This is a genomic window from Methanothermobacter sp. K4 (assembly GCF_022014235.1).
Lineage (GTDB): Archaea > Methanobacteriota > Methanobacteria > Methanobacteriales > Methanothermobacteraceae > Methanothermobacter.
In genome coordinates, this window is sequence record NZ_JAKLTD010000002.1 from 367,670 (window position 1) to 380,453 (window position 12,784).

11 protein-coding genes are annotated in these 12,784 nt (G+C 48.5%); 4 read left to right on the plus strand and 7 right to left on the minus strand.

Going from position 1 to position 12,784, the window contains the following annotated elements:
* Positions 1 to 2,501, minus strand: a 2,501-nt coding sequence (locus L5462_RS05610; RefSeq protein ID WP_237779819.1) for a DUF3344 domain-containing protein, incomplete at its 3' end; no start/stop codon positions are given.
* 256 nt (positions 2,502 to 2,757) lie between these two features.
* On the opposite strand from L5462_RS05610, the gene L5462_RS05615 reads away from it, so the two are divergent.
* Both L5462_RS05615 and L5462_RS05620 read left to right on the plus strand, forming a co-directional pair.
* Positions 2,758 to 3,921, plus strand: a complete 1,164-nt coding sequence (locus tag L5462_RS05615) for an Nre family DNA repair protein (protein WP_237779820.1) — start codon at positions 2,758 to 2,760, stop codon at positions 3,919 to 3,921.
* A 4-nt stretch (positions 3,922 to 3,925) separates the two neighbouring features.
* Entirely contained in the window at positions 3,926 to 4,912 is a 987-nt protein-coding gene (locus L5462_RS05620; protein ID WP_237779821.1) for a DegT/DnrJ/EryC1/StrS family aminotransferase, read from the plus strand.
* A 28-nt stretch (positions 4,913 to 4,940) separates the two neighbouring features.
* Here the strand turns inward: L5462_RS05620 and cgi121 are convergent, their stop codons facing one another.
* The 5 genes from cgi121 to L5462_RS05645 all read right to left on the minus strand — a co-directional run bounded on the left by cgi121 (position 4,941) and on the right by L5462_RS05645 (position 9,915).
* Positions 4,941 to 5,411 carry a KEOPS complex subunit Cgi121 gene (cgi121, locus tag L5462_RS05625; protein WP_237779822.1) on the minus strand — a complete coding sequence of 157 codons (471 nt, stop codon included), beginning with the start codon at positions 5,409 to 5,411 and terminating at the stop codon, positions 4,941 to 4,943.
* Positions 5,412 to 6,908 carry a 2-isopropylmalate synthase gene (locus L5462_RS05630; RefSeq protein ID WP_237779823.1) on the minus strand — a complete coding sequence of 499 codons (1,497 nt, stop codon included), beginning with the start codon at positions 6,906 to 6,908 and terminating at the stop codon, positions 5,412 to 5,414.
* 148 nt (positions 6,909 to 7,056) lie between these two features.
* Positions 7,057 to 8,067, minus strand: a complete 1,011-nt coding sequence (locus L5462_RS05635; RefSeq protein ID WP_237779824.1) for a TIGR01177 family methyltransferase — start codon at positions 8,065 to 8,067, stop codon at positions 7,057 to 7,059.
* Positions 8,058 to 9,188, minus strand: a complete 1,131-nt coding sequence (locus L5462_RS05640; protein WP_237779825.1) for a geranylgeranyl reductase family protein — start codon at positions 9,186 to 9,188, stop codon at positions 8,058 to 8,060. The genes L5462_RS05635 and L5462_RS05640 overlap by 10 nt, the downstream gene beginning before the upstream one ends.
* Positions 9,181 to 9,915 (minus strand): PH domain-containing protein, encoded by a 735-nt coding sequence (locus tag L5462_RS05645; protein WP_237779826.1) that lies wholly within the window; start codon positions 9,913 to 9,915, stop codon positions 9,181 to 9,183. The genes L5462_RS05640 and L5462_RS05645 overlap by 8 nt, the downstream gene beginning before the upstream one ends.
* A 135-nt stretch (positions 9,916 to 10,050) precedes the next feature.
* Here L5462_RS05645 and L5462_RS05650 point away from each other — a divergent pair, with 135 nt between their 5' ends.
* A complete protein-coding gene (locus L5462_RS05650; RefSeq protein WP_237779827.1) occupies positions 10,051 to 10,776 on the plus strand; it encodes a UPF0280 family protein in 726 nt (241 codons plus the stop codon).
* 149 nt (positions 10,777 to 10,925) lie between these two features.
* Here the strand turns inward: L5462_RS05650 and L5462_RS05655 are convergent, their stop codons facing one another.
* Positions 10,926 to 12,158, minus strand: a complete 1,233-nt coding sequence (locus tag L5462_RS05655) for a proteasome-activating nucleotidase (protein ID WP_237779828.1) — start codon at positions 12,156 to 12,158, stop codon at positions 10,926 to 10,928.
* Between the two features lie 106 nt (positions 12,159 to 12,264).
* Here L5462_RS05655 and L5462_RS05660 point away from each other — a divergent pair, with 106 nt between their 5' ends.
* The gene (locus L5462_RS05660; RefSeq protein ID WP_237779829.1) at positions 12,265 to 12,738 is read left to right on the plus strand and encodes a multiprotein bridging factor aMBF1; all 474 of its coding nucleotides are present in this window, start codon (positions 12,265 to 12,267) and stop codon (positions 12,736 to 12,738) included.
* Positions 12,739 to 12,784: the final 46 nt, after the last annotated feature.

The following is a 12,784-nucleotide window of genomic DNA, read 5'->3' on the forward strand; positions in this document are numbered from 1 at the left end:
TGAACATCAACCACTGCACCATTCACTTTAAGCTCAGCTGTGTAGTTACCGGCCACTTCACCAGTATTCGTAAGATTAACCCTCACAGTTACATTCAGAGGCGAAACACCACTTGTCGGTGTAACAGTAAGGTTAGTTGCGGTGATATCAGCAGGTCTGAGTGCGGTTATGTACTGAGGTCTTGTGGTTGTATCCTCTCCTCCTGGGCCTTTCACTGTGAGTTTCACCGTGTATTTTCCAGGGACCGTGTATGTGTGAAGCGGGTTCTGCTCTGTACTGTTCGTTCCATCACCAAAGTCCCACAGCCATTCCGTTGCCCATGTTGAGGTGTCCTGAAACTGAACATGAAGTGGAATTACTCCCTCTGTTGCGTTGGCCGTGAAACTGGCTACAGGTGGCTGGTATTCAAGAACAAGGATTGCCCCAATTGCCACGAGGTTGTCACCGTTACTTCCATTGTTATAGCTCTGTATCCTTGCTGTGTTTGCACCATCCTGAATCGCCCCGGTGACGTTGTATACACTGAATCCAAGCTGGGGTCCCGCAAGATAATCTGCCCAGAATCCAGTGTATTCCATGCTATTGAAGTATAGCTTACTCTTATTGTCTTCGTTTGCAGATGCGGTTATGATAATAGCTGTGGCGTTCTTCATTGCACCGCTGTTTATATTGTTGAAGTTTGCATACGCTGTTGCTTCGGTGTTATTCACGCCATATGTCGGCATGCTGTAAAGCAGGTCTGTTCCATCATTTATCCATATCCTCTTGAAGTTTTCTGTTGCATGTTCATAAATTACAAGGAGATAAGAGCCATAGAGAGCAGTCGTGGTGCTGATTCCACCTGTAAGTACGAGTGTATTGTTCTCATTTATCCTGAGATGATCGGTTACATTGTATACAAACAGCCCGCTGGGGTAGTTATATGATCCATAACCCTTGGTGTCATTGTAATGTGCCGCTGGAATTATGTTTGCCCCATTGAATGTTGCAGTAAAATCAGGCACTCCCCCAACTGTATTCCATGTGTATGCCTGGTATAAAATTGCCGCCCTGACAGTGGCCCCCACTGGTATTGCAAGGTTTTCAGGGGTCCATGTAACGATATATGGGTTCTGCCATGCCCCTGAGCCGCTTCCACGGTATGTTGAATTGCCTGTTGAATATCTCAATCCCAATCTGCCGTCAACCATGAGACATGTATTTATATCATCTCCTCCGGTGTATCTCTTACCCTTATAACCGTTGTAGTAGACTGTCCTTGTTGCCTCATAAATGTTGTTGGTTTCATTGACCTCATCCACCTCACTGTCACAATCAACGTTGATGTTAACAGTTACAACCCCGGCTACGGGTGGTGTGAAGTCATCAAATGTTACATTTGTACTGGAACCCGCAGTTAAACCATCCACCGTTTTTGTGCGGGTGTAGTTCCCTATGGTCAATTTTACCTTGAACTGACCCACTGCAACGGTTCCATTATTGAGTACTGTAACCCTGATTGTGTTTGGTTCATTGGCAAAGAGTTCCTGGTGCCCTGCTGTGTTAGATGGGTTATAAATCACACCTGCAACCTTAAGATCGGGTGCTGTTTTCACCTTCTGAACTGCCATTATGATCTTGTAATAATTCCCTGTTGACCTGCGGTATGTGAAGCTGTTTGGTCCCACCCTGCTGTAAAGATCCTTTATATCCCATAATTCATATCCACTGTAAGACCCTCTCCTGTCGTATGTGCCATTCTGAAGGTTCTGGTTGTTGTACGTGTATAAACCGTCCTGACTTGCCGCATGAACCACCATGAGTGTGGCGCTCTGAACATTTCCGTTAAAAGAGCCGTTGAACCGGGTTTCGCCCGTATAGGAATCATCATTGTAGCTGCTCACATCATGTCCCACATTCACCCAGTAACGCGTCAATGTTGAACTCCCTGGCATGTCATAGGCCACAATGAGGGTTATGAGCTTTATACGGCCATCAAAGGAACCAGTGGTGCATACATTAGCCCAGTTGGTTGTGCCAGTGTGTGACTTTACATCATACCAGAGAAGGTAATCGCTTGTAACACGCATTGTATGGTCATTTAACATGAGGTAGGGGTCGCTGTCATGTCCTTCACCCAGAAGCCATGTGTTGTTGTTTCCGCCGTTGATGGTGTAATTGTATGTGTCATAAAGTGACTGACTATCCAGTAACTGTCCATTGTAGGTTACATTGATGTATGTTTGCCTTGCTGCCTGCATGCTACCCATATATACAAGCACATAAAGTGTTGCATTTTTGATGCTGGCCCCCTGGGGAACCGTGTAGTTGAATGTGTATGTGACATTCTTCTCATCTGTTGCATTGAAACCATAGTAGGAATCCACCAGGAGATCGCCTGTGACTGTGTCATTCTGAATTGTCTCCAGAGGTTTTCCACCCACATAGTTATCGGCAAATGACGTCCCTGTAAACACTGCAATCATACTGGCAAGAAGCAACAGGTAGAAAAATTTTTTCAATAAATTCACCTCCATCAACCTATCATAATATCCTTTATTTTAATATTATATAAATCCAGATTTATTACTTTATATCTTAAAATATAAATTGTTAGTATTACTAATGTGGTAGTATAAACAGCTAATTCCAAAATCAGAACCATTAGCAGTAATCCACTTAACATGACCTTTTTTCGGATCAGTGTAGATGGTCACATCATTTCATTCAAAAAACAGATACAGTTCACATATATAATGCTTTAACAGAACATTAGTTATGATAAGGTCAAAGTACGCCTTCCTCAAGAGACTCACCAGGGACCTCAAAATGAGGTCCATAGACGTGGGAGAGGAGCTCGAGGGGGCTACACCCCCATCGGTATTCATAGGGAGCTGGAACTACCCCCGGGTCTACGCCGGACCCATGATAGCCCCCATGCAGGGGGAGGTTGAGATATTTGACTCCCCTGAGAGATGGATACCCGAGAGTAAAACACAGGAGGAAATCATAGACTACCGCCTCAACCTCATAAGGGGCAAGCAGCTCGTGGGAGTCAGGGACCTTGATAACCATCTCGTGGAGAAACTCCAGGAAATATCCCTCTCATCAGGGGCCATTGAAAGCGAGGCCCAGTTCAGGAAAAAACCAAGAGGCCTGTTTTTCAGTGAGGAGCAGACACCCCACGGCCCCAGCGCAGTCCTTGAGAACTTCGAGATAGAGAATGTTAAATGGGACCGTGAACTTGAAAGGGCCCATTATGACACGGACCTCAGGGCAGGTGAGGCGATAGTGGAACTCCACAGGAAGGGAACCCCATTCTCTGCCATCCAGAAGGCCCTCTCGGTGGGTGCGCTTGGTGATGCAAGGAAAAGGAGGCTGGTCCCCACAAGGTGGTCAATAACAGCCTGCGACAGCACCCTTGCGGACCACTTCCACAGGAGGGTCCTTGAATATGAGATCCTGGACACCTACAGGGTCCATGAATTTGAAAGCCTCAAAAACAGGTACCTGATACTCCTCACACCCTCAGAGTGGCAGTATGAGTGGATGGAGGCCTTTATAAAGCGTGATGGGCGTGCAATGATATTCTCAGACCATGAAACACTGAAGGGTAAGGGTGGGTACTCAAGGGTTGGTGGCTGCTACTACAGCGCCCGAATGGCTGTCCTGGAGGCCCTGGACAGGGAAGAGAAACAGGCCGGCGCTATCATACTCAGGGAGGCCTACCCTGGCTATGTGCCCCTGGGTGTCTTCAATGTCAGGGAGAACGTTAAAAACGCCATGAGGGTGAGGCCCCATGAGTTCAACAGCCTTAAAGAGGCCCTTGAATTCATGGACAGAAAACTGAAACTTGGACTTGACGCATTCAGAAGAAGGAGTAACCTTTTGCGGGATATCAGTTCTTCAAGGCAGACAACCCTGGACTCATTCTTCAGGTGATAGTATGAAAGGACCCGTAGCAGATATGAGAGAGTATACCACGCGCCTGGGGCTCAGGTTCAGAGAACCATCACCTGAAACAAAAAGGGCCGTCTGCCACGCCGCCCTCTACGGGGAAGTACCGGACCCTGAAAAGAAAATCAGAAAGATCACAGGGCACAGATACGCCAAAATCCTGAGCAGCGGGAATGCAGCAATCCTCCTCACAGTATCCCGGCTTGATGGCCCTATCCTCGTGCCTGATCAGGGCGGATGGCGGGGCTTTAAGAGGATACCTGAGATCCTTGGCAGGGAGGTTTTCACGGTTAAGACGGAAGGGGGGCTCATCGACCCTGATGTCCTGGACTCACACCTTGAAGATACAGGTGCCAGGGCACTTTTTGTCACAAGCTTCGCTGGTTATACAGCGGAGCAGCCCATCGCCGAACTCTCAGATATCTGCAGATCCCACGATGCAATCCTGGTTGAGGACGCATCCGGGAGCGTCTCTGACCCCCTTGGGAGGCTCTGCAATGGTAAATACAGCCACATCATAATCGCATCCACTGGCTCCCCAAAAACCGTTAACGCGGGGGGCGGCGGGTTCATCTCAACCTCCATTCCAGAGTTTGTTCAGCAGGATATGTTCCTATCTGCCCTCAAGGCGGACCCCTATGTGAAGGCTGCCATTGCCGCTGAACTGGATGCAGCCGAGAGGAACCTCACAGAGACCCTCAGGGCATGCAGTTACCTGAAAGGGAAACTTGAGGGGGTATTCCATCCTGAAAAAAGAGGTGTAAATGTTATAGTCCCCTCAGGTAGCCCCAGGGAAGATGTTAAAACTCTAAAGAAACTTATAACCGCAGATGGTAGGAGCATCTTCACAGCATGCCCATCCCCTGACAGGATACTTGAGAGTGCGGTTGCAGTGGAGGTTAAGAATCTGGATGTGGGATGCCTCACCCATGAGAACCTTGAGAGGATGGTGGAGATCATCTCCTCTGTTATATGAAGGTGAAGTATCCTCCCCTCATAAAACACTATAAAACCTGGAGCATCGTAGTCCTCTCCATGAGCGCGTTCTCAACTCCAACCGTTTCTACCTCCTCTCCAAGGTCATAGAGGTTTCTGAGATAATCCTCATCAGGTTCAAGGACGGTGTCATCCCTCTGGAACCTTGAATCAAGGAATTCCTGGACATCTGCCCCGCAGTCAACAAGGATCGCGCAGATCCCCATTTCACCCTCCCTGACACCTAAAAGTTCAAGGGCCCGGCTTATCTGCCTGGTACCTGCAATGCGGAGGCATATCTCAATTCCAGGGTCGCCTGAGATATTCTGATTCCTCTCAAAGGCCCTGAGGGCATGGAGTGTACCATGGAGTGCATGGCCACTCCCTGCAACGGCCCTGGCATCAATAAGCTGTACCGTGCATGGAAACCCTTTTATCTCATTCAGGAGTTCATCCAGGTTTTCAATGGTTCCATGGTATCCCCTGATATCTATATTCACCTAACCACCCTTTTGATCCTGAGCTGCCTCATTCGCCAGGAGCCTGTTAACACCGCTGAGGAAGGCCTCCACACTGGCCATTATGATATCAGGCTGGGTGCTCCTGGCGCTTATTATCCTGTCACCGTGCCTCAGCTTTATAACAACATCAATGAGGGCATCTGTACCCCCGGTTATGGCGTCAACATGGTACTCCTCAAGGGTTATATCCGCAAAGTCCTCAAGGCTCTTCTTTATGGCAACTATGGCGGCATCCACTGGACCAACCCCTATACCGGCCTCAAGGACCTCATTACCATCCACCCTGAGCTTTACTGATGCTGTGGGTGTCACCCTGTTACCTGAGACTATGGTGACCTCCTCAAGGTCCACAACCTTGTCCTCCATGACCCCAAGAACATCCTCTGCTATGGCCTGGAGGTCAACGTCGGTGACACATTTACCCATATCCCCCAGTGCCTTGACCCTCCTGAATATCTCCATCAGTTTATCCTCATCGACCTTCATTCCAAGCTCATCAAGCCTCTGTCTGAGGGCATGGGTCCCTATGTGTTTGCCCATGACGAACCTTCTCCTGTGGCCAACCATCTCAGGTGTTATGGGTTCATATGTTTCCGCCTTCTTGAGGACACCATCTGCATGTATCCCTGATTCATGGGCGAATGCGTTTTCACCCACTATTGCCTTGTTTGGCTGCAGGTATACCCCGGTCATCCTGGCGACCATCCTGGAGGTCTCATAGAGCATCTCGATGTTGATGTTTGTATCAACATTATAGAGCGATTTGAGTGCAACCACCACCTCCTCAAGGGCTGCGTTACCCGCACGTTCACCTATGCCATTGATGGTTGCGTGGACCTCAGATGCTCCTGCCCTCAAACCGGCGAGTGAGTTTGCAACTGCCAGTCCAAAGTCGTTGTGGCAGTGGACGCTCACTGGAGCCCCGAGTTCTGAGAGTTCACCGTAGAATTCATAGGAGCGTTCAGGTGTGAGCATTCCCACGGTGTCACAGGCACATATCCTTTCTGCCCCTGCAGCTATACCCTCACTGAATACCCTCTTGAGGAATCCAATGTCACTACGTGTTGAGTCCTCTGCTGAGAGTTCGACCAGGAGTCCGTGGTCAACCGCGTACTCTGTGCAGTCCACCGCCTGTTCAAGGACCTCCTCCCTTGTTTTTCTGAGCTTGTGTTCAAGGTGCAGGTCAGAGGTTGGTACAACCAGGTGCACACTGTCAACGTTGCATGAGAGTGCGGCGTCTATGTCATCCCTGACAGCCCTTGCAAAGCTGCAGATCTCAGCATTCAGACCCTCGGCTGTGATTTTCCTGATGCCTTCCCTTTCACCCTCTGATGTGATTGCTGAGCCAGCCTCGATGATATCAGCACCCAGATCATCGATTTTGAGTGCTATTCTGAGTTTCTCCTCTGGGGTAAGGGAAACCCCTGGTGTCTGTTCTCCATCCCTCAGTGTGGTGTCAAGTACTCTAACCTGCAAATTAATCCCTCTTTCAGGTGTTCAGAAAATAGTTATTTAGATTTTAGTTCCGACACTTATATATGGTTAAGTGTTCAGTTATGTACAGCAGCAGAGGTGCCGCACAGTAGCTGATCACTGCCTGGTGAACAGGGACCCCCTGATGCTGCTACACAGTTTCAATTACCCTTATAACCCTTGTGAGACTCCTGTGCATCCTCATGGAGTATTTTTCTCTTACTCTGAATCTATCATCAATGAGTCCCTCAAGGTCAAGGTAGTGGGGTGCTGCCATGCATATCACGCCGTCCTCTGTAAGATTTGAGTATGCTGAGTCCAGGAACTCCCTGTAGAGTTTTTCACTCTTCTCGCCTGCAGTTGACGCTGATATTCCATAGGGCGGATCGGTTACTATTGCATTCACCCTTTCATCAAGCCTCAGATCCCTGGCATCTGACCTTATAACCTCAAAATCTGTTATACCATAGTGCTGAAGGTTTTTCCGTGTGCCTTCCACCATCTTCCAGTCTATATCCGCACCGATGACCCTCACACCAATGAGGCCGGCCTCTATGAGTATACCCCCTGTACCGCAGAAGGGGTCGAGGAGTCTGTCGCCGGACCTCACACCTGCAAGGTTCACCATGCACCTTGCAAGTTTTGGGCTCATTGAACCCGGATAGAAGAATGGTCTTCTGTGGGGTTTGGCCTCGTTGAAGTGATCCTTACTTATCTCTGCAATGCGCAGTGTGAGGATAAACCTGTCTTCAATGAGTACAGGCCTTACAAGGGTCCAGGGGTTCTCAAGGTCAACCTTTACGCCTGTCTTATTTTTTATGATTGCCCCGAGACCTCTCTCAAGTTCCCTTGCGTCAACCTCCCCCCTGAGCTTCTTTATCCTCACAGCAAAACTGCCACTAATATGGTTCTTCCAGTCTATTTTCTTGGCTGTCCCTTCAACCTCAGCGGTGGTGGAGTATCCTGTGACCCTGCAGATTTCATGGGCGTATGCGAGCCTCCCCTTAAGGATCTTCCAAGTTGATGGGGGGGCATCCAGAATCACATATCCCCTTCCATCCTCAATTAAACTGAATTCTATACCCTCTGACCTTAGAACAGATTTGATTTCGGCAGAGGGGAGCTCAGGGTGTTCCTGTGATAGTATAACCATTATTTCCATATGCTGGCCACCTTCTTTGAGAGGATGGATGGTATTATCCTGAAGAGGAGGCCCCTCTTAAGGAATTCCATTATGAGTGGTGTCTGTCTGTCCATGTCCCCGTACCTGGATATTAACTCCTCTGCACCGTACTCCTTCATCCTGAGGAATATATGGTCAAGGTCATCATCAGATAGCATTCTGAAGGTCCTCTGAACCCGCATCTGGTTTTTCATCTCACCCATATAGAGCTTCCTGCAGGCTTCCTGGTAGTTCTTAATTAGGCCAATATCATCCTCGAGGGCCATCTTTATGGTTTCTGCTGCAACGTGGGCAGCCCTGGATGCAAGAACTATGCCTCCTCCGGTTGTGGGTTTAACCTGTCCTGCGGCATCACCTATCCTGATGCATCTACCGTTCACAAGTTCCACGTCAGGGTCGGTTTGCGGTATGAAGCCATGGTAACTTTCCTTTAACCTGAAGTCTGTGCTGAGGTCTGAAATGAAGCCCTTAATAAGGTCCTTGAGATTTTTCCGGGGTCCGAATGCACCCACACGGGCTGTTCTTTCATCAAGGGGTATTCTCCAGAGGAAACCTGGTGAGAGGCGTGAATCGACCCTGAGGTCAACAAAGTCTGTGTCCATTTCCTGGTCCCTGAACCTCACCAGGAACTGCCTTGCCGGGTACTTGTTGCAGACAGCGGCCTGTCCCCTCGCATCCACCAGCACACTGGCCTTAAGAGTTCCTCCATTCACCTCCACCTCCCCTGTGGCCTCACTGAAGTCCCTCACAGCTGTTCCGGTTCTCACCTCAGCCCCTGCTTCGCCTGCAAGTTCTGCAAGGTACCTGTCATAGGATGTCCTGTCAATTACATGGGCCTCGGGTCTCTTCTTGGAAACCCTGAGTTTTATGCCTGATGGTGAATGCAGAACCGCACCCCTCACACTGTTCAGTATAAAATCGTCTGGGAGCACGTTTGCCTCTGTTATTCTGTGGGATATGAGTCCTGCGCACTGCAGGGGGACCCCTATTATTTTTTTCCTGTCAAGGACACCCACCCTGAATCCCCTGCTGGCTGTGAGCCTTGCAAGCGTTGAACCTGCCGGTCCGGCGCCCATAATGATGACATCGTAGTCAGTCATCCCCACCCTCCTCTCTGAACCTTTTGAATTTCCGTGAATGCCTCTCCATTATTGACTCTTCGCTACCCCCCTCTTCACTGGGGGATTCTTTAGGAGTACTTTCATCAGATTCATCTGTATCCTCCCAGAATTCTGGGTCTGCAAATCCCCGCCCCTTCTGTCTTTCTGATGAGAGTTCCCTGAGTATCTCCTCCGCCTCATCCACTGCCCTTTCCCCTGTAAACCTGTTGATGTGGTACTCGATCCTGGCCGGGGATGGGGCATCCTCCATGATTATATGTGTGTCCTCGTGGCCACCGTGGATCTCTATATCTGCAGAGTCCAGGAGCCTCTCGATTATACCCTGTGAGAAGGATATGTCCACTATCTTGCTGTGGTTTATGTAGAACCTCCTCTTCCTTAAAACTCCACTCTCAACTATAACCCTGTGGTCGGTGATTATGTAGCGCCTGCTCCTCCATGAGATCACATCCCAGAGCACACTGAGTACCAGTATGATAAAAATCGCGGTTAAAATCCAGACGACCTTCTCTGCAACCGTGACCCCGTACCTCATTATCAGAACGTTGTCAAGGTCCCCTGCAAATTTCACCGCTGCTGGGAAGATGTATATGACGATTGCAATGAAAAGGATCTTTATGATGGACGACCTGCAGCTGAGGATAAACCGTGGCCCTGTTTCATATAGAATCCTTTCACCCGGATATAACCTCTCCCTGCCAAACATGTTATCACAGTGAACTTAGATAATGATTAAAAGGAGTTAACTTCAATGTACATTAATTGTTTGCATGTGTTTTTATATCTAATGGTTGATTCAGAAGAGAACTTCAAGGATTGAGCATACAGGGGCACTGATTAAATGACAGCGGAGAATATAAACATCGGAGAAACCCATGTAAGGCTCAGAACCGACATCAAGGATCATGGGCTTGCTGGTTTCATCTTAGGGGAGAGAATGAAACTCATAGAACATATAAGGAGAAACCATGAGTTTTTAACATCCCTTGAACCCATCCATGTGGGGGAGGGGCCCCTGATAGTGAGGATGATGTCCCGTGCATCAAGGAAGGCAGAGGTGGGTCCCATGGCGGCTGTGGCAGGAACAATAGCCCAGCTCTCCCTCATGCACCTAATGGGCCTCGGCTCAAGGTGCAGTATAGTGGACAATGGTGGAGACATCGCCCTTGTGAACAACCGTAAGGTTACTGTGGGGCTTTATGCCGGTTCATCACCACTTTCAGGGACTGTGGGGTTCCTCCTGAAGCCAGGTGCCTCCAGGGGTATATGCACGTCCTCAGGTACAGTTGGTCACTCCATAAGCTTTGGGAGGGCCGACTCTGTGACAGTATTCGCATCTGAGGCCAGCACCGCAGATGCCCTTGCAACTTCAATAGCCAACAGTGCGAATGGCCCCGATGATAGATCCTCTGTCGAGAGCGCTCTTGAGAGGGCTGATGACTTTCGTGAGCACTTCCGGGGGGTTATGGTTGTTGTGGGTGAGCATGCAGGCACGGTGGGGAGGATACCAAAACTCGTAATGACCGATAGAAAAGCCGTGCTTTCAGACTTCTGGGAAGAAGTCTAACTGAACATCCTAAAGCTAAGCCTTACTCTGGAAGAAATCCGGTTGATAATCAATTAATCTCAGAAAAAATAATAGGATTACAGCCTCAGATCGCCCATCATTCATCACCTATTCAGAGCTCATAGGGTTCATCACAGGCTGCAGTATGTTTAACCGAACATTACGCCGGTTTCCTGCTTGTATTCCTCTTCCTTCTCAACACCCATTATCTTATCAACGGCGTCCATGAAGTCATTCATTGTGACCTCATCACGTTCCTCCCTGATGGCGAACATACCTGCCTCTGTACATATCGCCTTGAGGTCCGCCCCGGATGCACCATCTGTGATCCTTGCAAAGAGTTCAATGTCAACCTCCTCTGCAAGGGCCATTCCAGATGTGTGTATCTTGAGGATCTCCCTCCTGCCGTCCTCATTTGGCAGTGGAACCTCAATGAACCTGTCAAATCTTCCGGGTCTGAGGAGTGCAGGATCCAGGATATCCGGCCTGTTGGTTGCAGCGACTATACCAACGTTACCCCTGGATTCGAAGCCATCAAGCTCTGCAAGGAGCTGCATTAGTGTCCTCTGAACCTCCCTGTCACCGCTTGTTGAACTCTTAAGTCTCTTGGCTGCCACAGCATCAATTTCATCTATGAATATTATGCTGGGGGCCTTCTCCTTGGCCAGCTCAAAGACTCCCCTCACCAGCCTTGCGCCTTCACCTATGTACTTTCTGACGAACTCTGATGCAACTATCTTTATGAAGGTGGCGTTGGTTTCATGTGCAACGGCCTTTGCAAGGAGTGTTTTACCTGTACCTGGGGGTCCGTAGAGCAGTACACCCTTTGGTGGTTCTATACCTATCTTCTCAAATAGTTCAGGTTTTTTAAGTGGTAATTCCACCGTCTCCTTGACCTCACGTACCTGTTCCTCGAGGCCACCTATCTGCTCATAGGAGACGTCAGGTTTTTCTTCAACTTCCATACCCGTTACCACGGGGTCCTTCTCTGATGGAAGCACATCGACTATACTGAATGTCTGCTGGTTGAGTGCAACCCTGGCACCTGGCTCCAGCTGCTTCTTATCAATGAATCTTGAATAGTTTATTACGAAATGAGGGCCCGTGCTGCTCTTAACTGCGACCCTGTGATCATCAAGAACCTCTGTGATGGTGGCTATGACCAGTGGTGGGGTTCTGAATCTTTCAATCTCACCACGGAGAGATTTGACCTCCCTGTCAAGCCTCGTCTTTTCATTTTCAATTAAAAGTTTATCCTTCTCAAGCTTTCTGATCTTCCACATCAGATTCCTTTTTGTCTTTGAATTCTCCTCTTTAAGCATTCTAATTTCTTTTTTGAGGTCCTCAATCTTTTTTAATACATTCTGGGAGTTATTTTCCATGATTTTAGAACACTCCTATTTAAATTTTGTTGTATACTATCTTGTTTCTAGTAATATTTAAATATTGGGGTGGGATAAATCTAGTATAAAATAAAAAGGGATCTTCATGAGATGCGAGATTTGCGGCAAAAAGATTGTTGGAAAACCTGTGAAGACCAAAATCGACAGTTCAGTGATGGATGTATGCAGGGAATGCTCAAAGTTCGGTAAAATCATCAGGGAACCCCCCAAACCCAAAACCCATAAAGGGGGTGTCAGGAGAACCCCTAAGAGGTCAAGGAGGCCAATGGAAACCCTCTATGAGGTTGTTGAGGATTACGGTGAGATCATAAGGGCTGAGAGAGAGTCAAGGGGATGGTCAAGGGAGGATCTCGCAGAGAGGATCAATGAGAAGGTCTCCGTCATAAACAGGATTGAATCTGAGAGAATGGAACCCGACATCAAACTTGCAAGGAAACTCGAGAAGCTCCTTAAAATAAAGATCCTGGAGAAATTCGAGGCTGGTGAAGAGGAAAAGATTGAAGGTGGAGGGTTCCGCGGAGCCACCATAGGTGATATAGCAAGAATAAAAAGGGGTTAAACCCTCTCTGATTCCCCTTTAAACAGTCACCTCTTTTTATATGAAA